The organism is Homoserinibacter gongjuensis (genome assembly GCF_030161875.1).
Classification (GTDB): domain Bacteria; phylum Actinomycetota; class Actinomycetes; order Actinomycetales; family Microbacteriaceae; genus Homoserinibacter; species Homoserinibacter gongjuensis.
This window is the reverse complement of record NZ_BSVA01000001.1, coordinates 2789853-2811503: the sequence shown is the minus strand read 5'-3', so window position 1 is coordinate 2811503 and position 21651 is coordinate 2789853. Positions and strand designations below refer to the sequence as shown.

The window sequence follows — 21651 nt, the reverse complement described above, 5'->3', positions numbered from 1 at the left end:
GCTCAGCGCCCTGAGGCCTCGAGTTCCGCCTCGGCCAAGAGCACGCACACGCACAGCGCCTCGATCGCCGCCTCGAGCTCGGCCTCGGTCGGCATCGTGGGCGCGATGCGGATGACGCTGTCGTGCGGGTCGTCGCCGTACGGGAACGCCGCTCCCGCGGGCGTGATCGCGACACCGATCGACTTCGCGAGCTCGACGGCGCGCGACGCGGTGCGTGCGGGGGCCACGAGGGTCACGAAGTAGCCGCCGCTCGGCTTCGTCCAGGTGGCGTGGCCGCTGAGCCGCTCGGTGAGGATGCGATCGACGATCGCGAACTTGGGGGCCACCAGTTCCCGATGCTTGCGCATGTGCGCGCGCACGCCCTCCGCGTCGCCGAAGAAGCGCGCATGGCGCAGGTGGCTCAGCTTGTCGGGCCCGATCGTCTGCACCGAGGTGTGCTTCTTGTGCCACGCGACGTTCGCGGGACTCGACCCGAAGAACGACACCCCGGAGCCCGCCTGGGTGATCTTCGAGGTCGACGCGAACACGAACACCCGGTCGGGGTTGCCCGCCTCCTCGGCGAAGCCGAGGATGTCCAGCGGCGCGGGCTCGTCGTCGCTCAGGTGGTGCACGGCGTAGGCGTTGTCCCAGAAGATGCGGAAGTCGCGTGCCGCCGCGGGCATGGCCACAAGGGCACGCGCGGTGGCTTCGTCGACCGTCGATCCGGTCGGGTTGGCGTACATGGGAACGAGCCACATGCCGCGCACGGCCGGGTCGGCGAGGTGCTTCTCGATCGCAGCGAGGTCGAGTGAGCCGTCGGCGAGATACGGCACCGCGATCATCCGGATGCCGAGCGCCTGGGTGAGCGCGAAGTGGCGGTCATAGCCGGGTGCTGGGCACAGGAACGCCACGTCCTGCCCGAACCACGGCTCGCCACCTGGCAGGCCGTGCAGCAGGGCGAAGACGATCGTGTCGTGCATGAGCTGCAGGCTCGCGTTGCCCGCGGCGAGCAGCTGCGCCACCGGGATGCCGAGCAGTTCCGCGAAGATCTCGCGCAACTCCACCACGCCATCCGTGCCCCCGTAGTTGCGCAGGTCGGTGCCTGAAGCGTCGCGGTAGTCGGCACCGAGATCGATGTCGAGGAGCGCATTCGAGAGGTCGAGCTGGGCGGCGGATGGCTTGCCGCGGGTCAGGTCGAGCGAGAGGTCCTGGGCGCGCAGCGCCTGGTACTCCTCGCGGAGGCTCTCGAGGCGGGAGGTCATGCCTCAACGCTACCCGCTCGGCATGCCCGATCGACTACCTGACGGAGCCGATGCGCTTGCGGAGCAGCTCGATCCGGGCCTGCAGTTGCGCGACGGTGCAGCGGGCGACTTCGGGCCCCCGCAGAGCCGGCGCACCTCTGCGTGTACCTGGGCGTGCGTCTGTCCCGTCCCGCGCGCGTGGATGCTCACGAGGCTGTTCAGCAGTCGGCGCTGCTCGGCGAGGGTGCGATGCAAGGGCTGCGGCTGGGTCTCCTCCTCGCCGCGCTCCTGCCGATCCTCGCCGCGTCGCGCCTGGCGTTGCTGGCGTTGCTTGAGAAGGTCGGACACCTGCTCGGGGTCGAGCAGGCCCGGGATGCCGATGAAGTCCCACTCCTCGGGGCTGCCGGGTGTCGCGAGGGCGCCGTACTCCTCCCCGTCGAACATCGCCTTCTCGAAGGTGGCGATCGAGGCCAGCGCCTGCCATTCGAACTCGTCGGCGAGCTCGGCCGAGGTCTCCTCCTGGCGGTTCGCCTCGTCGAGCAGCGCATCCTCGAGCAGGGCGCCCTCGGGCGTCTCGCGGTCGAGGGCGTGGTCGCGTTCGCGCTCCAGCTCTGCGCCGAGGCGCAGCAGCACGGGCACGCTCGGCAGGAACACCGTCGCGAGCTCACCGCGTCGCCGCGCACGCACGAAGCGCCCGATGGCCTGAGCGAAGTAGAGCGGCGTCGACGCGCTCGTCGCGTACACCCCGACGCAGAGCCGCGGCACATCGACCCCCTCCGACACCATGCGCACCGCGACCATCCAGCGCTGCGTGCCCTCTGCGAAGCGCGTGATGCGCTCACCGGCCCCCTCGTCGTCCGAGAGCACGACGGTGGGGGCGTGCCGGTGAGATCGGTGAGGATCTGGGCGTAGGCGCGCGCCGCTGCCTGGTCGGTCGCGATCACGAGACCGCCGGCATCCGGGATGTGCTGCCGCACCTCGCGCAGGCGTCGGTCGGCCGCCGAGAGCACGGCGGGCATCCAGTCGCCGCCGGGGTCGAGGGCGGTGCGCCAGGCCTGCGCGGTGACGTCCTTGGTGTCGTCCTGGCCGAGGGCCGCCTCCATCTCGTCGCCTGCTCGGGTGCGCCAGCGCATCGAGCCCGCGTAGCTGAGGAACACGACAGGTCGCACGACGCCGTCGCGCAGCGCGCGGCCGTAGCCATAGGCGTAGTCGGTCTGCGAGACCCGCACGCCGCGCTCGTCGCGCGCGTACCTCACGAACGGGATGGGCGCAGTGTCGGAGCGGAACGGCGTGCCGGTGAGCGAGAGGCGGCGGGTGGCGCCCTCGAAGGCCTCACGGATGGCGTCGCCCCAGCTCAGCGCATCGCCGCCATGGTGTACCTCGTCGAGGATCACGAGGGTGCGCGCCGAGGTGGTGAGTTCGCGATGCAGGCTCGCCCGCACGGCGATCTGGGCGTAGGTCACGACGACGCCGTGGAACTGCCGCGACTCGCGGCCGTGCCGGTTGCTGAAGCGCGGGTCGAGGCGGATGCCGGCTCGGTGCGCGGCATCGGCCCACTGCACCTTGAGGTGCTCCGTCGGGGCGACGACCGTGATGCGATCGACGACGCGGCGCTGGAGGAGCTCGGATGCCAGCCGCAGCGCGAAGGTCGTCTTGCCGGCGCCGGGCGTCGCCGAGACGAGGAAGTCGCGCCGACTCGCCTCGCTCGCGGTCGGGTCGAAGTAGGCGGTGAGCGCCTCCTCCTGCCACGCGCGCAGCTTGCCTGCGGTGCCCCAGGCGGCGCGTTCCGGGAAGCTCGGCGGGAGGTGGTCGGCGGCAGCCGTCGCGCGGAAGACCCGCTCACCCGTTGCCTCGTTCACTTGACCCAAGGGTAGTCGCGGCCGGCGACACGCAAGCTCAGTCGTCGCCGTGGCCGAAGCGGCGCTGGATCGCGGGTTTGAGCAGGGCGGCGGGGCGCACGGCTCCCGCCCCGAACCGCTCGGTGATCGCGTCGACGGTCTGTTCGGCCTCGCGCCAGTCCTCATCGTCGTCCCAGAGGCCGAGGGCCGACCCTCCGTCGCCGACGAGCTGCTCCGCCCGCACCCCGATGAGGCGCACCGGGCGCGCCGAGCTGTTCGCCTGGTCGTAGAGCTCGCGCGCCGCCTCATAGATGCGGCGGCTCACGTCGGTGGGCTCGCCGAGCGTGCGCGAGCGGCTGATCGTCGTGAAGTCCGAGAAACGCAGCTTGATCGCGATCGTGCGACCGAGCACGCCGGAACGCCGGAGACGTTGGCCGACGCCGTCGGCGAGCTGCAGCAGCACGCGATGCAGTTCCGCGGCATCCGTGCGATCGGTCTCGAAGGTCGTCTCGTGGCCGATCGACTTCTCGTCCCGGCCCGGGGTGACGGGGCGAGGATCGCGGCCCCACGACAATTCGTGCAGGCGATCGGCACCGGCGTCGCCGATCGCCCGACGCAGCATCTCGACGGGAGCATGCGCGACATCCCCGATCGTGCGCAGGCCGAGGCGCGCGAGCACCTCCTCGCTCTTGCCGCCCACGCCCCACAGTGCCGAGACGGGCAGTGGATGCAGAAAGTCCAGCGTCGCAGCCTCCGGCACGACGAGCAGCCCATCGGGTTTCGCCCGGCTCGACGCGAGCTTGGCGACGAACTTGGTGGCCGCGGCCCCGGCGGAGCAGCGCAGACCCGTCTCGGAGTACACGCGCTCACGCAGTGCTGTGCCGATCTGCCAGGAGTTGCCGAGCAGTCGTCTGGCCCCGGCGACGTCGAGGAAGGCCTCGTCGACGCTCAGTTGCTCGACGTGCGGGGTCACCTCGCCGAGGATCCGCATGACGAGCCGCGAGAAGTGGGCGTACCGCTCGAAGTGCGGCTCGAGCACGATGGCGTGCGGGCAGCGACGGAGCGCGAGCGCCATCGGCATGGCGGAGTTCACCCCGTAGCGTCGCGCCTCGTAGGTGGCGGCCGTGACCACCGAGCGTGCCGAGGGGTGCCCGACGATGACGGGTTTGCCCACGAGCTCGGGGCGCTCGAGCAGTTCGACGGAGGCGAAGAACGCGTCCATGTCGACGTGCATGATGTGCGCGGCCGGATCATCGACGGGCTCGGCGCTCACCTGCCTGCCCGTGCCGTCCTGCTTGCTCACGCGGTCATCCTGTCACCTCCCACCGACCGCCGCGTGGCACACGAGAGCGCCCGCCCCGGAGGACCGGAACGGGCGCTCGCGGTGCTCGCGCTCAGACGCGCTTGCGGCCGAAGATGAGGCCCCAGATGAGCAGCACGATGATCGAACCGCCGATCGCGAGCAACCAGGTCTGGAGCGACCAGAACTCGTCGAGCGAGACGTTGAAGAGCACGGAGCCGAGCCAGCCGCCCAGCAGTGCGCCCACGATGCCGAGCAACAGGGTCACGATCCAGCCGCCCCCTGCCGTCCGGGCAGGATGAGCTTGGCGATGGCGCCGGCGATGAGGCCGAGCACGATCCAACCGAGGATTCCCATGAGGTCTCTCCGTTTCTGCCGGGACTGAGGGATGTAACCCGTTCGGGGGTGGTTACCCGGCAGCCTTGAGTCAACTCCTCCGGGGCCCCGCCGACAAGGCCCTGGCGCCGAGGGGCTGCGAAATGGTAGGGCGCCTCAGCCGCCGATGGCGTTCATGCCGCGCGCCGGCTGCAGGAACGACGGATCGTTGATGGCGTGGCCGGGCAGCTTGCCGCGCACGCAAGCGCGCAGCACGGCATCGATCCGCGCGGGGTCGACCTGTGCCTCGGGAGCCGCCGAGCGCAGCGCGGGAATGAGGTCGTACTCGCTCGTGGAGAACAGGCAGTTGCGCAGCTGCCCGTCGGCGGTGAGCCGCAGCCGGTCGCAGTTGCCGCAGAACGGAGCGGTGACCGACGCGATGACGCCCACGGTGTGCGGCCCGCCGTCGATCCGCCAGCGTTCCGCGGGCGCTCCGCCACGCCCCGGCACGGGCTCGAGCCGCCACCTGGCGGAGAGCCGGTCGAGGATCTCCTCGCGCGTGACCATGTTCTCCCGCGACCAGGTGTGCCCGGCATCCAGTGGCATCTGCTCGATGAAGCGCAGTTCCGCGTCGGCGTCGATCGCGAACTCCACCAGGTCGACGAGCTCGTCGTCGTTGACCCCGCGCATCGCGACGGCGTTGAGCTTGAGGGGCCGCAGCCCCGTCGCGGCGGCCGCCCGGATGCCCGCGAGCACGTCGTCGAGGCGGTCGCGGCGGGTGAGGTCGCGGAATCGGTCGCGACGCAGCGTGTCGATCGAGATGTTGAGGCGTCCGAGCCCCGCGGCCACGAGCGCGGGAAGGAACTCGGGGAGCCGGATGCCGTTGGTCGTCATCGCGACCTGAACCGGCGCGCCGTCGGGCGTCGTGAGCACGGCGAGTCGGCGCACGATCTCGACGACGTCGGTGCGCAGCAGCGGTTCGCCGCCCGTGAGCCGGAAGGTCGAGATGCCCGCGTCTGCGGCCACCTGCGCCACCCGGACGATCTCGTCGAGGGTCAGGATGCTCGCGCGGGCCAGCCACTCATTGCCCTGCTCGGGCATGCAGTAGGTGCAGCGCAGCGAGCAGCGGTCGGTGAGCGAGATGCGCAGATCGCGGTGTACCCGGCCGTGGGTGTCGACGAGCGGCGTTCCGGGCGCCGCGTTCTCGATGGGGCTCGCCTCCGAGGATCGCCGCCCGGCGAGGGTGATCGGAACCGCGCCCATGCCTCGAGGCTACCCGCGCGCGGCCGGAGCGCCACCGGGTTTATCGTGCGCGCTCGGGGCCATCATCGCCCGACCGCGGCACGACGCCCGTGAATCGCACCGCGCCGGGGGCGACCCGCAGTCGCACCGCGAGCCCGGGCGCGAGCGCGAGGGCCGCCACCGTGTCGGCGGATACGTCGACGGCGAGGGGCGGATCGGCGGTCTGCACGCGCGCGCCCCCGGAGTGTGATCGAGCCGCACGATGCGCGCCTCCCACTCCCCCGCATCCGGGTGCCGCTGCGGGGAACCGAGAGTCTCGAGCTCGACGTCGGCCGGCCGCACGAGGGCCGCGAGCGGTGCTCCGTCGCGCGAGACCGCCCGACGTGAGGCCTCGTCGTCGGCCCGCAGGATGACCGGGTGCGGGCCGCCACCGGACCTCCAGCATCCGCCGTCGGCGACCCCGAGCAGGCGATTGGTGCCCGCTACGGCGGCGGCGAAACGCGTCGCCGGCGCCGCCAGCACCTCGCGCACGGCACCGGCCTGCGTCACGACGCCCTCTTCGAGGATGAGGAGCCGGGATGCGAGCGACGCCGCATCGAGGGCATCGTGCGTCACGACGAGCGCCGTGGCATCCGCGGCGCGCAACTGCTCCGACAGCAGGGCACGCACCTCGCCCGCGGTCTCCGGGTCGAGGGAGGTGAGCGGCTCGTCGAGCAGCAGGATGCGCGGCGCGGTCGCGAGGGCGCGCGCGAGCGCCACACGCTGCTGCTGGCCGCCGGACAGCTCAGCGGGTCGGCGATCGCCGAAACCCTCGAGCCCGACGCGGCCCAACCAGCGCTGGGCCTCCGTGCGCGCCGTGTGGCGCGGTAGACCGTGCGCACGCATGCCGAAGGCGATGTTGTCGCGCGCCGTGAGGTGCGGGAACAGCCGTGGTTCCTGCCCGAGCAGCACGACGCCGCGGCGTTGCGGAGGCACCGGGCGCGCACCGCCCAGCTCGGCGCCATCGATCCGCACGTGGGCCTCCGGGCCGTGAACGAGGCCCGCGATGGCCGCCAGCAGGGTCGACTTTCCCGCACCGCTCGGCCCCATGAGCGCCGCGACCTCTCCCGGGGCGAGCGCGAGCTGCGCGTCGAGTCGGAAGCCGCGTCGTTCGAGCACGACACGCGCGTCGAGTGCGCCGCCCGTCACCGCCGGCCCTCCGCGGTCGGTACGCGATCGGTGCGCCAACCGCGCACGAGCAGGAGCACGCCGACCGCCGTCACGAGGAGCAACAGCGCGAGGGCGACGGCGGGACCCTGCGACACCCCCGCGCCGTTGAAGGCCGCGTAGATCGCGAGCGGCATGGTCTGGGTGACCCCGGGGGCGTTTCCGGCGAACAACGCCGTCGCGCCGAACTCGCCGACGGCGCGCGCGAAGCAGAGCACGACGCCCGCGACGAGTCCCGGGGCTGCGAGCGGCAGCGTCACCCGGGTGAGCGTGCGCCAGCGCCCCGCCCCGAGGGTCGCCGCCGTGTGCTCGTAGTCGACGCCGCGGGCGCGCACCGTGCCCTCCACGGCGAGCACGAGGAAGGGCAGCGCCACGAACACCTGGGCGAGCACCACGGCGAGCGTCGTGAACGGGATGCGCACCCCCACCACGACTCGAGCAGCATGCCCAGCATCCCCCGCCGACCGAACAGGAAGAGCAGCGCGACCCCGCCCACCATGGGCGGCAGCACGAGCGGCACGGTCACGAGCGCGCGGAGCACGGCGGAGGTGCGCGCACCCGAGCGGGCGATCACGAGCGCGAAGGGCACGCCGAGCACGACGCACACGAGGGTCGCCACGAGCGCCGTGGAGAGGAGAGTCCGAGCGCGGTGAGCGCGGCGGGTGAGGTGATGTCGGCGCCCAGGGTCGACCAGTCGACGCGGGTCACGAGCGCCACGAGCGGCAGTACGAGAAGCGCGAGTCCGAGGAGCGCCGGGACGGCGAGCACGCGAGGCAGGGTGCCGCCCGTCACGGGGATCCGAACCCGTGCTCGGTGAGGATCGCGCGACCGCGCTCGCCCGTCACGAACGCGACGAACGCGGCGGCGGCATCCGGGTTCGAGGATGCGCGGAGAGCGGTGATCGGATAGCGGTTGGCGACGTTCTGAGCGCCGTCTGGCACGATGCCCTCGACGTCGTCGCGTCCGCGTACGTCCGTGACATAGACGAGCCCGGCATCTGCTTCGCCCGCAGCGACCTTGGTGAGCACGGCCGTCACGTTCTGCTCGAAGCTCGCGGGGGCCGTCTCCACCCCGTGACGCGCCAGGAGCTTCTGCGAGGCGGCCCCACACGGCACCTCGACCGCGCAGAGCACGAGGGTGAGATCGCTGCGCGTCAGGTCGGCGAGCGACCGCACTCCCGCGGGGTTGCCTGCAGGCACGGCGATCACGAGGGTGTTGCGTGCGAAGAGCACCGGATCGTCGGCCGAGACGAGTCCCGCATCGACGGCCCTGGCCATGCTCGTCTCATCGGCGGCGGCGAAGACGTCGGCGGGTGCGCCCTCGGCGAGCTGGGTGACGAGCGTGCTCGACCCGTCGAAGACGATCGGCCGGATCGTGACGCCCGGATTCTCGGCCTCGAACGAGGTGGCGAGCTCGCCGAAGGAGGAGGCGAGGGATGCCGCGGCGTAGATCGTCAGCTCACCGCTCAGCCCGTGCTCGTCACCGGCGGCGGGCGCGTCCCGGGGATTCGCGTCGGGCGCGACCGCGCACGCGACGAGCACCAGAGCGGTGGCGACGATCGCGACGAGCGCCCTGGCGGTTCGGGCCGGGACGACTCTCGGGCGCGGAGCAACCGCCACGTCAGACCCTCGGCGTCTCGACGATGACGGTCGTGGCCTTGACGACCGCGACGGCAAGCGATCCGACCTCGAGACCGAGCTCGTGCACGGCCTCCGCCGACATGAGCGAGACGACGCGGTGCGGGCCCGCCTGGATGTCGACCTGCGCCATGACTCCATCGACCCGCACGCGCGTCACGAGTCCCGTGAAACGGTTGCGCGCGCTCGAGAGCACGTCGCTCGGATCGTTCCCCGACCGAGCCAGGTCGAGAGCGTGTGCGGCGAGGGCATCGCCCGGGACCTCGATGGGCGAGGCACCCGTGGTGGGCAGGATGCCGCGGTCGATCCATCGGCGCACGGTGTCGTCGCTCACCCCGAGCAGGCGGGCGGCATCCGTGATCCGGTAGCTGTGCATGCGGTCCACGATAGTCCGCTGGTGCGGAGCACCGGCAGTGAAAACTCCGCACTTGCGTTTATCCCGGCGAGCGACGGGAAGCGCGCGGCGTAGCCTGGCCCCATGCCGCTGCCACCCCTCGTGGACCCCGTCGACTCTCTCTCGGATGCCGAGCGCCGCCGCACGGCACGGCACGCCCGGCTGGCGGGGTTCGGTGAACTCGCGCAACGTCGACTTCGCGCCGCGCACGTCGCCGTGGTGGGCGCCGGCGGACTCGGCTCGCCCGTCGTGCTCGCCCTCGCGGCGGCGGGGGTCGGCACGCTCACCGTCATCGATGACGACGTCGTCGAGGTGAGCAACCTGCAGCGGCAGGTGATCCACCGCACGACCGACGCGGGGGCGGCGAAGACCGCGTCCGCCGTGCGGGTCGCCGCCGAGCTCTCTCCCGAGACCGTCGTGCGCGCGGTCGGAGAGCGCCTCGAACCGCACAACGCCGAAGACATCCTCGCGGGGGCCGATCTCGTGATCGACGGCACCGACACCTTCGCGACCCGCCTCGCCGTCGCGGCCGCGTGCGAGGCGCTCGGCATCCCGCTCGTCTGGGGAACGGTGCAGGGCTTCGACGCGCAAGTGACCGTCTTTTGGTCGGCCCCACCCGCCGGGGTTCCGGCGGTGCGTCTGCGCGACCTCTACCCCGAGGGCAGCGTCGGCGAGCTGCCCAGCTGCAGCGACGTCGGGGTGCTCGGCGCGTTCTGTATGCAGGTCGGCTCGCTGCTCGCGACCGAGGCGATCAAGCTGCTCACGGGCACGGGCGAGCCTCTGCTCGGGCGCGTGCTCGTGCTGGACGCCCTCCGCGCGCGGCAGACCGAGGTGCCGCTGCGGCCGTCGACGGTGAGCGCTGCGCCCGCCGCGCCGTCGGTGGTGCCCGCGGTCGGGGCCCCTCGCCAGCTCACGGCATCCGAGGCGCGTGCCGCGCAGGATGCGGGCTCCGCGATTCTCGACGTGCGGGAGCCGTGGGAGACGGCGCAGGGTGTCGTCGCCGGATCGCGGCTCGTGCCGCTCGGCGAGGTGCTGGCCGATCCGCGCGCGATCGGGCCCGGCCCCGTCGTCGTGATCTGCGCCCACGGGGTACGCGCGCGCACCGCAGCCGATGCGCTCGCCGCCATCGGGGTCGACGCCGCCGTTCTCTCCGGCGGGCTCGCCGCGTGGCCCGAGTTGCTGGGCACCGCGCGGGTCGGGGCCTCGGCGTCGTGAGCGAGCTGCGCACCGTCGAGGATCAGCGGGCGCGGGTGCTCGCACGCGTCGCGCCGCTCGAGGCGGTCGACCTCCTCTTGCCGAGGCGGCAGGCCGCACGCTCGCGGCGCCCGTGCGGGCGGGCGTCGACATCCCGGTGTTCGACAACTCCGCGATGGACGGCTTCGCCGTGCGATACGCGGATGTCGTGGACGCATCTGCTGCGCCCGTGTCGCTCCGCGTCGTCGCCGATCTGCCGGCGGGCACCGATGCGGATCCGCCGCTCGGGCCCGGCGAGGCCGCGCGCATCATGACGGGCGCTCCGGTTCCGGCGGCGGCGGATGCGATCGTGCCCTTCGAAGACACCGCAGGGGCTCGCCGACTCACTCGGCACGATCCGGGTGCTGCGCGCGCCCACCGCTGCGGGCGCGCACATCCGCCGTCGTGGCGAGGATGCCCTCGCCGGTGCCGAACTGCTGCCTGCGGGCGTGCCGCTGGGTGCCCTGCAGCTCGCCGCGGCAGCGGCGGCCGGCGTCGCCGAGGTCACGGTCACCCGCGCGCCGCGCGTGGCCGTCGTCTCGACCGGATCCGAGCTCATGCCCCCGGGGTCGGCGCTGCGTCGTGGGCAGATCCCCGAGTCCAACAGCGAACTGCTCGCGGGGCTCGTGGCCGAGGCCGGGGGCGAGCTCGTGCTGCGTGCCACGGTTGCGGACGACGGCGACGGGCCGCCGCGTGCCGTCGCGGACGCGCACGCGGCAGGTGCCGACGTCGTGGTCTTCACGGGCGGCGTGAGCGCGGGCGCCTACGAGCCGGTCAAGAACACGCTCGGCGCGTGGATGGAGTTCGCGCGCGTCGCGATGCAGCCCGGCAAGCCGCAGGGTTTCGGGGTGAGCGAGCACGGCATCCTGCTCTTCGGGCTGCCCGGTAACCCGGTGAGTGCGGCCGTATCGTTCGAGGTATTCGTGCGCCCCGCCCTGCTCGCCCTGCAAGGACGCACGGAACTCGACCGCCCCGTCATCCTGATCCCCGCGTCGGTTCCCTGGAGCTCGCCCACCGGACGCCGCCAGTACCTCCCCGTCGTCGTCGACCGCAGCGACCCGGCCCGCTGGACCGCTCGGCCGGCCACCCACGGGGGCTCGGCATCCCACTTCGCCGGCGGACTCGCGCGCGCCGAGGCGTTCGCGATCGTGCCCGCCGAGGTGGATCGTGTCGACGCCGGTGACCTCGTCGCTGTCATGCTGATGGCATGAACTTCACGCACCTCGACGCCGCCGGACACGCACGCATGGTCGACGTGACCGAGAAGCAGCCGACCGTGCGCTCGGCGACCGCGCGCGGCCTTGTCCGGTGCAGTGCGGAGGTGGTCGCGGCGCTGCGCGACGGCACCGTGCCGAAGGGCGACGTGCTCGCGGTGGCGCGGATCGCCGGCATCCAGGCGGCCAAGCGCACCCCGGAGCTGCTGCCGCTTGCGCACGTCATCGGGGTGCACGGGGCGAGTGTCGACCTCACCATCGTCGACGGCGGTGTCGAGCTCGAGGCGACCGTGCGCACGGCCGACCGTACCGGCGTCGAGATGGAGGCGCTCACCGCGGTCACGGTCGCCGCGCTCGCCGTCGTCGACATGGTGAAGGGCCTCGACAAGTCCACGTCGATCGCGAACGTACGACTCGTGCGCAAGACCGGCGGCAAGAGCGGCGACTGGGCGCGCGCCGACGAGGAATGAGCGAGCTGGCGGACGGAACCGGCGCGATCCTGCTCGCCGGGGGTCGCGCGAGCCGCATGGGCGGAGTCGCGAAGCCGCTGCTGGAGGTGGGTGGCCGCTCGCTGCTGCGGAGCGCCGTCGACGCGGTGCGCGGATGCGCGCCCGTGACGGTCGCGGCCGAGGCGCTCGATCCGGAGTTGGATGTCGATTGGGTGCGTGAGGAGCCGCCCTTCGCGGGGCCCGCCGCTGCTGTCGTCGCCGTGCTCGCCTCCTGGGATCGCCGCGGAATCGCACCCGAGTGGACCTTCCTGCTGGCATGCGATCTGTCGCATCCGGATGCCGCGGTCGCTGCGCTCGGCGAGGCCGTGGTCCCGCGGAGCACGGATGGTGTCTGCCTCGTCGACGATGACGGCCGCCCGCAGTGGCTCGCCGGGCGCTATCGCATCGACGCCCTGCGTCGTGCCGCGGCGGCCCAGACGGATGTCGCACGTGACGCACCCATGCGTGCGCTGCTCGGCGGTCTCACGCTCCAGCACGTCCCGGCGGCGGCCGACACGGTGCGGGACATCGACACCTGGCAAGATCTGGACGAGGCGCGATCGCGCGCGGGAAGGCTGGAGACCTCATGAACGAATCGCCACGCACCCTCCCTCCGGAGGCCCTCGAGGCTTGGGCGGCGACCCTCCGCACCGAGCTCGAGCTGCCGGACGAGCTTCCGATCGGGCTCGTCCTCGACCTCGCCCGCGATGTCGCGGCCGGCGTCGCCCGCCCGGCGGCACCGCTCAGCGCCTTCGCGGCCGGGCTCGCCGCCGGACGCGCAGGCGGCTCCCCGGATGACGTGCAGGCCGCCGTCGACACCGTCGTGCGGCGTGCGCGTAGCTGGGAGGCGTGATGGCGCGCGTGCGATTCTTCGCGGCCGCCGAAGAGGCGGTGGGCACCGACGCGCAGGAGCGCGCGGAGACGAGTCTGGGCGAGCTGCGTGCCTCACTGCTCGCGGAGCACCCCGCGTTGACGGGCATCCTGCCGCGGTGCGCCGTGCTCGTCGACGGGGCGCGGGTCGATGACGACCACGCGCTCGGCAGCGACACGCTCGTCGACGTGCTGCCGCCCTTCGCCGGCGGATAGCGGGCGTCGCGGCAGGCGTCTCAGCCGCCGATGCCCTTCCACGCGGTCGTGCCGTCGGCCTCCACCTGGCGCTTCCACACCGGCAGCTCGGCCTTGATCCGCTCGATGAGCACGCGGCACACCTCGAATGCCTCCCCGCGATGGGCCGCGGCCACGGCGATCACGACGGCGGCTTCCCCACCTCGAGGCGCCCGATCCGGTGGGAGACCGCGACCACCGCGTCGGAGCCGCCGATCGCTCGCTCGGCGATCGTGCGCAAGGCGGCTTCGGCATCCGGGTGCGCCGTGTACTCGAGAGCGACGACGCGGCCTCCGGCATCGGGGTCGTGGTCGCGCACGCGCCCCACGAAACTCACCTCGGCGCCCGTCGCGGCGTCGTCGACGGCCGCGAGGTGGTCATCCAGTCGCAACGGTTCGGCCGTGATCTGCACGAATCGAGCGGTCATGGGTGGTCTCCTCCCCGAGCTGGTCGAGCACGTGCTGCGCGAGCGCGAGCACGAGCGGCATCCCGGTCGTGACGGCGGCGGGCGAGCCCGGCAGGTTGACGATGAGGGCACCTTCGGCGCTCAGCGCGCCCGGGTCGACGATGCCGGCGACGCCACGCGACAACAGGCCGCCGAGAGCTTCGGTAGCCCCCAGTCGGCGCAACTCCTCGGAGATGCCGGGCAGCGTTCGCGTGAGAATCGGTGCCGTGCCCTCGGGTGTCGCATCGCGTGGGGCCACCCCCGTGCCGCCCGTCGTGATGACGAGCCGGGCGCCGTCGGCCAGAGCCGCCCGAAGGGCATCGGACACGGATGCCGCGCCGTCGGGCACGACACGTGCCGCATCGCAGTCGAACCCCCGGAACACAGCGCGTCGACCGCGATCGGGCCGGCGGCATCCACGCGCTCCCCACGGGCCGACCGGTCCGAGACGGTCACCACGACGGCGCGAGAGCTCACCTCGATCACGATACGGGACCAAGGTCGTGGGTCCCGGCCGGATACGTCGGTGATAATCGCCTCATGGCCCGTCGCACCGACGACTTCCGCGGACTCACCCAGCCCAGCAGGCTGCGGCTGTTGGCCGAGATCCAGGCGGCGCCGGGGTTGCTGCTGCGCGAGCTCGCCGAGCGCACGGGGCTGCACGAGAACACCGTGCGGGATCACCTCGTCGTGCTCGAAGCCGAGGGGCTGGTGACCCACCGCACGCGGCACGGGGGCACGCGCGGGCGCCCGCCCGAGAGCTATTTCCCGGTGCGTCGAGCGGATGCCAACCCGGAAGCCGCGCGTCGGGTGGAACAGGCGACCCGCCATGGTGACCTGTTGCGTCGCATGAACGCCGGCGCAGCGCACGCCGGCCTCGACGACGACGCGCTCCATCAGGTCGACACCCTGTACGAGCACCTCGACGACTCCGGTTTCGAGCCCGAACTCGACGAGGTCGCCCTCGAGATCGACCTGACCCCCTGCCCCTTCCTGCCGATCGCCGACGGCGACCAGGAACTCGTGTGCCGGGTGCACGAGCGTCTCATCGACGACACCCTGAGCCAGGTGCCGGGTCCCGTGCGTCTCACGCTGCTCGAGCCGCGCCTCACTCACGAGCTGTGTCGCGTGCACCTCGGACTCGCGACCGCGGCGAGCTCTGAATCGGATGCCGATGCGGCATCCGAGAGCTGATCACCGCTTCTGCGCGTCGCGCAGCATCCCCGCCACCACGAGGGCACCGGCCCCCACGAGCACGAGCAGCCACAAGCCGAGCGCGTAGGAGTTGGTCTCGGCGTGATAGGTCGCGCCCATCACGAGCGGCGGGAAGTAGCCGCCGAGTCCTCCCGCGGCGGCGACGACGCCGGTGACCGCACCGACCTTGTCGGGAGGAGTGGAGGGGCCCACCCATGCGAACACCGCTCCCATGCCGAGCCCCATCGCCGCGGCCATGAGCAGGAAGGTGGCACCCGTCAGCACCCCCTCCGGCGGCTCCTGTCCGACGACGTAGGCCGCCGAGACGATGCCGGCGAGCGAGATGAGCGAGATGATCTTCGGGCCGAAACGATCGGCGAGCACGCCGCCGATCGGCCGGGCGATCACGGCGGACGCCGCGAAGAGCGCCGTGCGGGTGCCCGCGCCCACGGGGTCCACCTCGTTCGGATAGATCGTCGTGAGGTACTTCGGCAGGAACGTCGCGAACGCGACGAAACCGCCGAACACGATCGCGTACAGGAACGACATCTGCCAGGTCACGGGCAGTCGCAGAGCGCCCATGACCTTGGGGACGAGCGGTTCACGGCTCGCGGTCCAGACCGGCGAGTCCCGCATGAAGAGCCACACGATGACCGCCATGCCGACCATGACACCCGCGATGAGCAGGTGGGTCGGGAGGTAACCGATCCCCTCGGCGAGCCGCGGCGTCGCGAACGCCGACACGGCCGTTCCGATCATGCCCATGCCGAAGACGCCGTTGGCGAAGCCGCGTCGACTCGGCGGGAACCAGGCGCTGGAGAACGGCACCCCGGCGGCGAAGATCGTGCCCGCCACGCCCAGCAGCAGACCGCCCAGCAAGAGCAGCGGAAAACTGCGGATGCTGCCGGCGAGGGCCACGAGCAGCACGGCGGGCACCGAGACGAGCAGCACGAGGGCGAACATCCGGCGGCCGCCGAAGCGGTCGGTCATGGCGCCCACGACGATGCGCCCGAGCGCGCCGACGAGCACCGGGGTCGCGAGCATGAGCGAGATCTGTCCCTGGTCGAGCCCCATCTCGGACGCGTAGATCGCCTGCAACGGCGAGATCGCCATCCACGCCCAGAACCCCACGGTCGAGGCCACCGTGGCCAGGAGCACCTGAAGCAGTCCGCCGCGCAGATCCGGTGCGGAAGAAGGGCTGGTCATCGTGGGACTCCCGTCGTCGTTGCGGCGAGATTACCGGGCGTGCTGCGAGATGCGATCGGTCTCGGGCGTTTTAATCCCGCACCTGGATCGCGCTCGGCAGGCAATAAACCCGGCGGATGCAGTAGCGCTTCCCTCACCTCGGTGATTGGGTGGAGGCATTCGCGACTGAGGGGACGCAGATGACTCCCGACAAGCACACGGAGCCCGCCACCGACGGACCGCTCGCCGACGCACTGGTGGGAATGGGCAGGTTCCTGCGCAGGGGCGAGGTCTCGGCAGACCTCCGGTCGGTCTTCCTCGAGGGCGGCCGCGCGGGAGACGTCTTCTACCGCGATCGCTGGGCCCACGACAAGGTCGTGCGTTCCACCCATGGTGTCAACTGCACGGGATCGTGCTCCTGGAAGGTGTACGTCAAGGACGGCATCATCACGTGGGAGACCCAGCAGACCGACTACCCCTCGGTCGGTCCCGACTCGCCCGAGTACGAGCCCCGCGGGTGCCCGCGCGGTGCCGCGTTCAGCTGGTACACCTACTCCCCCACGCGCGTGCGCTACCCCTACATCCGCGACACGCTCGCGGAGCTCTACCGCGCCGCCAAGCGGGAGCATCCCGACCCCGTCGACGCCTGGGCCTCGATCGTCGAGGACCCCGAGAAGTCGCGCGCGTACAAGAGCGTGCGCGGCAAGGGCGGCCTGGTGCGCACCACCTGGGACGAGGCGATGGAGATCGCCGCGGCCGCGCACGTCTACACCGTCAAGGCCTACGGTCCCGATCGGGTCGCGGGGTTCTCGCCCATCCCGGCCATGTCGATGGTGTCGCACGGGGCCGGTGCGCGCTTCCTCAACCTGCTCGGCGGGTCGATCCTGTCGTTCTACGACTGGTACGCCGACTTGCCGGTGGCGAGCCCCCAGGTGTTCGGCGATCAGACCGACGTGCCTGAGTCGGCCGACTGGTGGAACGCCGGCTACCTCATCATGTGGGGCTCGAACGTGCCGGTCACGCGCACTCCGGATGCGCACTTCATGACCGAGGCGCGCTATCGCGGCCAGAAGGTCGTGACGGTCTCGCCCGACTACACCGACAACACCAAGTTCGCCGACGAGTGGGTCTCGCCGCACCCCGGCACCGACGCCGCGCTCGCCCTCGCGATGGGCCACGTCATCCTTACCGAGCACTACGTGCAGAAGCGCACCCCGCGTTTCGAGGACTACATGCGCCGCTACACCGACTCCCCTACCTCGTGACGCTCGAGCCGAACGGCGGGGGCCTCGTGCCCGGCAAGTTCCTCACCGCGAGCGATCTCGGCGGCGAGGCGGCGACCGCGCCGCGTGCCGAGTTCAAGACCGTGCTGCTCGATCAGTCCGGTGCGCCCGTGGTGCCGAACGGATCCCTCGGCCATCGCTTCACGCCCGAGGACGAGGGCTCGTGGAACCTCGATCTCGGTGACGTCACGCCGCCTCTGTCGCTCGCCGACCTCGCCGACACGAACGAATCGGTCGAGGTGCTGCTGCCTCGGTTCGACCTGCCGCCGGAGGCGGGTTCGGAGCATGCGGGCGGATCGGGCGTCGTCGTGCGCGGGGTGCCCGTGCGTCGCGTCGCAGGCAAGCTCGTGACGACGGTCTTCGACCTGCTGCTGGCCCAGTACGGGGTGGCCCGAGCGGGACTCCCCGGCGAGTGGCCCAGCGGCTATGACGACCCCACGACCCCCGGCACGCCTGCCTGGCAGGAGGAGATCACGTCCGTGCCGGCAGAGCAGGCCGCGCGCCTCGGACGCGAGTTCGCCGACAACGCCGAACGCTCCGGCGGCCGCTCGATGATCCTGATGGGAGCGGGCACCAATCACTGGTTCCACTCCGACACGATCTACCGCACCTTCCTCGCGCTCACGACGATGACGGGCTGTCAGGGCGTGAACGGCGGCGGATGGGCGCACTACGTCGGCCAGGAGAAGGTGCGGCCGCTCACCGGCTACTCGCAGTACGCGACGGCGGCCGACTGGATCCGGCCGCCGCGACAGAACATCGGCACCGCGTTCTGGTACCTCGCCACCGACCAGTGGCGCTACGACGGGCTGCCCGCGGACCAGCTCGCCTCCCCGCTCGCGCGCGGTGTCTTTCAGGACCGCACGACGGCCGATTGCCTCGTCGAGTCGGTCAAACGCGGCTGGATGCCCGCGCATCCGACCTTCTCGCGGAATCCGCTGGATCTGTGCGACGAGGCCGAGGCTGCCGGCAAGGAGCCGGCCCAGCACGTCGTCGACAGCCTCACCGACGGTTCGCTGAGCTACGCGGTCGAAGACCCCGACGCCCCGGAGAACTTCCCCCGCGTGATCGACATCTGGCGCGCCAACGTGCTCGGCTCCTCCGGCAAGGGCAACGAGTACTTCCTCAAGCACCTGCTCGGCACGGAGTCCGCCGTGCGCGCGAGCGAGACGCCGGAAGACGCGCGCCCGCGCGACATCCGCTGGCGCGATGACGCGCCGATCGGCAAGCTCGACCTGCTCATGACGGCCGACTTCCGCATGACGAGCACGACGCTCTTCAGCGACCTCGTGCTGCCGGCCGCGACCTGGTACGAGAAGTACGACCTGTCGTCGACCGACATGCATCCCTTCATCCACTCGTTCTCGCCCGCGATCAACCCGCCGTGGCAGACGCGCACCGACTTCGACATCTTCGGCAGCCTCGCCGAGCGCTTCAGCCAGCTCGCGCGCACCCACCTCGGGGTGCGCCGCGATATCGTGGCCGCGCCCCTGCAGCACGACACCGCGGATGTCATGGCCACGCCGCACGGCGTGCCGCGCGATGACCTGCCGCTCATCCCGGGTCAGACGATGGCGAAGCTCATCGTCGTGGAACGCGACTACCCGAACCTGGCCGAGCAGTGGAAGGCGCTCGGCCCGCTCACGGCGAAGCTCGGCATGACGACGAAGGCCGTCACCTATCGCCCCGACGTCGAGATCGAGCGCCTCGCGCGTCTCAACGGCACCGTGGCCTCCGGGCCCTTCGCGGGGTCGGTGCGGCTCGACAGCGACAAGCGCGCGTGCGAGCTCATCCTCGCCTTCTCGGGCACGAGCAACGGCCGCCTCGCCGTGCAGGGCTTCCGCGAGCTCGAGAAGCGCACCGGGCAGCGTCTGGCCCACCTGGCCGAGGACCACGAGGGCGCGCACATCACCTTCTCGGATGTGCAGGTGCAGCCGCGCAGCGTCATCACCTCACCGGAGTGGTCGGGCTCGGAGCACGGCGGGCGGCGCTACACGGCCTTCGCGATCAACGTCGAGCACCTGAAGCCCTGGCACACGCTCACCGGGCGTCAGCACTTCTACCTCGACCACGACTGGATGGAGGACCTCGGCGAGAACCTGCCGACGTTCCGGCCACCGCTAGACATGCATCGCCTGTTCGGCGACGGGCGCCCCGGCACGACGCGTCGCATCGGCGGACCCTACGCGGCGCAGCAGACCGAGGTCACGGTGCGCTACCTCACGCCGCACTCGAAGTGGTCGATCCACTCCGAGTACCAGGACAACCTCTTCATGCTCTCGCTCAGCCGCGGCGGCCCCACGATCTGGATGAGCGCGGAGGACGCCCGCAAGGTCGACGTGCGTGACAACGACTGGATCGAGGCGTACAACCGCAACGGCGTCGTGGTCGCGCGTGCGATCGTCTCGCACCGCATGCCCGAGGGCACGGTGTTCATGTATCACGCGAAGGACCGCACGGTCGACGTGCCGATCGCCGAGACGAGCGGACAACGCGGCGGCATCCACAACTCGCTCACCCGCATCCTGTTGAAACCCAGCCACCTGATCGGCGGTTACGCGCAGCTCGCGTGGGCGTTCAACTATCTGGGACCGACGGGGAATCAACGCGACGAGATCACCACGATCCGTCGCCGTAGCCAGGAGGTGGAGTACTGATGCGCGTCATGGCTCAGATGTCGATGATCATGAATCTCGACAAGTGCATCGGATGCCACACCTGCTCGGTCACCTGCAAGCAGGCGTGGACGAACCGCACGGGCGTCGAATACGTGTGGTTCAACAACGTCGAGACACGTCCCGGCGTGGGCTATCCGCGGGGCTATGAGGACCAGGAGAAGTGGGGCGGCGGCTGGGTGCGCACGAAGCGCGGACGCCTGAAGCTGCGCAGCGGAGGTCGTCTCGCGAAGCTCTCGCGGATCTTCTCCAATCCCAAGCTGCCCGGGATCCACGACTACTACGAGCCGTGGACCTACGACTACGACATGCTCATCAACGCGCCGCGCACGGCGCACACGCCCGTTGCACGCCCCAAGAGCCTGCTGACGGGCGAGGACATGAAGATCTCGTGGTCGGCGAACTGGGACGACAACCTCGGCGGCTCGCTCGAGACGATGCAGGACGACCCCATCCTCACCAAGATGAGCGAGGAGGTGCAGGCCGAGTTCGAGAAGGCCTTCATGTTCTACCTGCCCCGCATCTGCGAGCACTGCCTCAACCCCTCGTGCGTCGCATCCTGCCCCTCGGGCGCGATGTACAAGCGCGAGGAGGACGGCATCGTGCTCGTCGACCAGGATCAGTGCCGTGGCTGGCGCATGTGCGTCTCGGGCTGCCCCTACAAGAAGGTCTACTTCAACCACCGCACGGGCAAGGCCGAGAAGTGCACCTTCTGCTATCCGCGCATCGAGGTCGGGCTGCCGACCGTGTGCTCGGAGACCTGCGTCGGGCGCCTGCGCTACCTCGGGCTCGTGCTCTACGACGCCGACCGGGTGTCGGAGGCGGCATCCGTCGAAGACGACAAGGCTCTGCTGCAGGCGCAGCGCGACATCATCCTCGACCCGCACGATCCTGCGGTCATCGAGGGTGCCCGCGCGGGCGGCATCCCCGAGGACTGGATCGAGGCGGCCCAGCGCAGCCCCATCTGGAAGCTCATGCAGTACGAGGTCGCGCTGCCGTTGCACCCCGAGTACCGCACGATGCCGATGGTCTGGTACATCCCGCCGCTCTCCCCCGTGGTCGATGTCGTGACCGGCTCGGGCAACGACGGCGAGGACGCCCGCACGCTCTTCGCCGCGATCGACAAGCTGCGCATCCCGATCGGCTACCTGGCCGAGCTCTTCACGGCGGGTGACGTCGCGCCCGTCGACGCGTCGCTCCGGCGCCTCGCCGCGATGCGGTCGTACATGCGCGGGGTGAGCATCGACGACGTGCGCGACGAGCGCATCGCGAATGCCGTCGGCATGACGGGCACCGAGATCGAGGAGATGTACCGCCTGCTCGCGATCGCGAAGTACGAGGAGCGCTACGTGATCCCCTCGGCCCATACGGAGCAGGCGCACGCGCTCGAGGAGATGGCGTGCTCTCTCGATTTCGAGGGCGGACCGGGCATGGGCGGTGCCGGTCCCTTCGGGTCCTCGAGTGGGCCGAGCGTTCCCGTCGCGGTGGAGAACTTCCACATCCTCGCCGACCGGCAGACCGCCGACCGACCCTCGACACCCGGGCGCGTCAACCTGCTCAACTGGGACGGAAACGGCGACGCCGACGGTCTCTTCCCGCCGACCGGGATGACCGAGGTGCGCACGCCGGGCAAGCCCGGCAAACGCAAGGAGGACGGATGAGCTCCGTCCTCCCCGGG

At 71.4% G+C, this 21651-nt stretch carries 16 protein-coding genes and 6 pseudogenes; 10 read left to right on the top strand and 12 right to left on the bottom strand.

Features of this window, described 5'->3' with window-relative positions; genetic code table 11:
* Nucleotides 1-2: 2 nt before the first annotated feature.
* From QQK29_RS15080 to QQK29_RS15040, 9 genes and pseudogenes are all read right to left on the bottom strand, one after another.
* Nucleotides 3-1241, bottom strand: coding sequence for an aspartate aminotransferase type Ic (locus tag QQK29_RS15080; protein WP_284301442.1), 1239 nt, complete (start codon nt 1239-1241; stop codon nt 3-5).
* Nucleotides 1242-1275: 34 nt separating this feature from the next.
* Nucleotides 1276-3079 (bottom strand): annotated as a pseudogene (locus QQK29_RS15075) (DEAD/DEAH box helicase).
* 37 nt (nt 3080-3116) lie between these two features.
* Entirely contained in the window at nt 3117-4361 is a 1245-nt protein-coding gene (gene dinB / locus QQK29_RS15070) for a DNA polymerase IV (RefSeq protein WP_284301440.1), read from the bottom strand.
* 91 nt (nt 4362-4452) lie between these two features.
* A pseudogene (locus QQK29_RS15065) lies at nt 4453-4715 on the bottom strand (GlsB/YeaQ/YmgE family stress response membrane protein).
* Nucleotides 4716-4850: 135 nt separating this feature from the next.
* Nucleotides 4851-5936: a GTP 3',8-cyclase MoaA gene (moaA, locus tag QQK29_RS15060; RefSeq protein ID WP_284301437.1), complete on the bottom strand. Its 1086-nt coding sequence runs from the start codon at nt 5934-5936 to the stop codon at nt 4851-4853.
* A gap of 9 nt (nt 5937-5945) precedes the next feature.
* Nucleotides 5946-7103: an ABC transporter ATP-binding protein gene (locus QQK29_RS15055; protein WP_284301435.1), complete on the bottom strand. Its 1158-nt coding sequence runs from the start codon at nt 7101-7103 to the stop codon at nt 5946-5948.
* Nucleotides 7100-7919: pseudogene (locus QQK29_RS15050) on the bottom strand (ABC transporter permease). Before QQK29_RS15050 ends, QQK29_RS15055 begins: the two are co-directional and overlap by 4 nt.
* Entirely contained in the window at nt 7910-8740 is an 831-nt protein-coding gene (modA, locus tag QQK29_RS15045) for a molybdate ABC transporter substrate-binding protein (protein ID WP_284301434.1), read from the bottom strand. The pseudogene QQK29_RS15050 and the gene modA overlap by 10 nt, the downstream one beginning before the upstream one ends.
* Nucleotide 8741: 1 nt before the next feature.
* Nucleotides 8742-9134 carry a TOBE domain-containing protein gene (locus QQK29_RS15040; RefSeq protein WP_284301432.1) on the bottom strand — a complete coding sequence of 131 codons (393 nt, stop codon included), beginning with the start codon at nt 9132-9134 and terminating at the stop codon, nt 8742-8744.
* Between the two features lie 102 nt (nt 9135-9236).
* On the opposite strand from QQK29_RS15040, the gene QQK29_RS15035 reads away from it, so the two are divergent.
* The 7 genes and pseudogenes from QQK29_RS15035 to QQK29_RS15010 all read left to right on the top strand — a co-directional run bounded on the left by QQK29_RS15035 (nt 9237) and on the right by QQK29_RS15010 (nt 13173).
* Complete coding sequence (locus tag QQK29_RS15035; RefSeq protein ID WP_284301430.1) at nt 9237-10367, top strand: ThiF family adenylyltransferase; 1131 nt, start codon at nt 9237-9239, stop codon at nt 10365-10367.
* A pseudogene (locus QQK29_RS18160) lies at nt 10264-10662 on the top strand (hypothetical protein); the annotation flags it as partial. The gene QQK29_RS15035 and the pseudogene QQK29_RS18160, both read left to right, overlap by 104 nt.
* 85 nt (nt 10663-10747) lie before the next feature.
* Nucleotides 10748-11596 carry a molybdopterin molybdotransferase MoeA gene (locus tag QQK29_RS15030; RefSeq protein WP_348533884.1) on the top strand — a complete coding sequence of 283 codons (849 nt, stop codon included), beginning with the start codon at nt 10748-10750 and terminating at the stop codon, nt 11594-11596.
* A complete protein-coding gene (moaC, locus tag QQK29_RS15025) occupies nt 11593-12069 on the top strand; it encodes a cyclic pyranopterin monophosphate synthase MoaC (protein WP_284301428.1) in 477 nt (158 codons plus the stop codon). The genes QQK29_RS15030 and moaC overlap by 4 nt, the downstream gene beginning before the upstream one ends.
* Nucleotides 12066-12677: a molybdenum cofactor guanylyltransferase gene (gene mobA, locus QQK29_RS15020; protein ID WP_284301426.1), complete on the top strand. Its 612-nt coding sequence runs from the start codon at nt 12066-12068 to the stop codon at nt 12675-12677. The genes moaC and mobA overlap by 4 nt, the downstream gene beginning before the upstream one ends.
* The gene (locus tag QQK29_RS15015) at nt 12674-12940 is read left to right on the top strand and encodes a DUF6457 domain-containing protein (protein ID WP_284301424.1); all 267 of its coding nucleotides are present in this window, start codon (nt 12674-12676) and stop codon (nt 12938-12940) included. Before mobA ends, QQK29_RS15015 begins: the two co-directional genes overlap by 4 nt.
* Nucleotides 12940-13173 carry a MoaD/ThiS family protein gene (locus QQK29_RS15010; RefSeq protein WP_284301422.1) on the top strand — a complete coding sequence of 78 codons (234 nt, stop codon included), beginning with the start codon at nt 12940-12942 and terminating at the stop codon, nt 13171-13173. The genes QQK29_RS15015 and QQK29_RS15010 overlap by 1 nt, the downstream gene beginning before the upstream one ends.
* 20 nt (nt 13174-13193) lie before the next feature.
* On the opposite strand, the pseudogene QQK29_RS15005 reads toward QQK29_RS15010, so the two are convergent.
* Both QQK29_RS15005 and QQK29_RS15000 read right to left on the bottom strand, forming a co-directional pair.
* Nucleotides 13194-13618: pseudogene (locus tag QQK29_RS15005) on the bottom strand (molybdenum cofactor biosynthesis protein MoaE).
* Entirely contained in the window at nt 13569-13964 is a 396-nt protein-coding gene (locus tag QQK29_RS15000) for a MogA/MoaB family molybdenum cofactor biosynthesis protein (protein WP_284301420.1), read from the bottom strand. Before QQK29_RS15000 ends, QQK29_RS15005 begins: the two are co-directional and overlap by 50 nt.
* Nucleotides 13965-14176: 212 nt before the next feature.
* On the opposite strand from QQK29_RS15000, the gene QQK29_RS14995 reads away from it, so the two are divergent.
* Nucleotides 14177-14830, top strand: a complete 654-nt coding sequence (locus QQK29_RS14995) for a helix-turn-helix domain-containing protein (RefSeq protein WP_284301418.1) — start codon at nt 14177-14179, stop codon at nt 14828-14830.
* Here the strand turns inward: QQK29_RS14995 and QQK29_RS14990 are convergent, their stop codons facing one another.
* Complete coding sequence (locus QQK29_RS14990) at nt 14831-16036, bottom strand: MFS transporter (RefSeq protein ID WP_284301416.1); 1206 nt, start codon at nt 16034-16036, stop codon at nt 14831-14833.
* Nucleotides 16037-16215: 179 nt separating this feature from the next.
* On the opposite strand from QQK29_RS14990, the pseudogene QQK29_RS14985 reads away from it, so the two are divergent.
* Nucleotides 16216-19955: pseudogene (locus QQK29_RS14985) on the top strand (nitrate reductase subunit alpha).
* The gene (gene narH, locus QQK29_RS14980) at nt 19955-21634 is read left to right on the top strand and encodes a nitrate reductase subunit beta (protein ID WP_284301414.1); all 1680 of its coding nucleotides are present in this window, start codon (nt 19955-19957) and stop codon (nt 21632-21634) included. Before QQK29_RS14985 ends, narH begins: the two are co-directional and overlap by 1 nt.
* Nucleotides 21635-21651 lie beyond the last annotated feature (17 nt).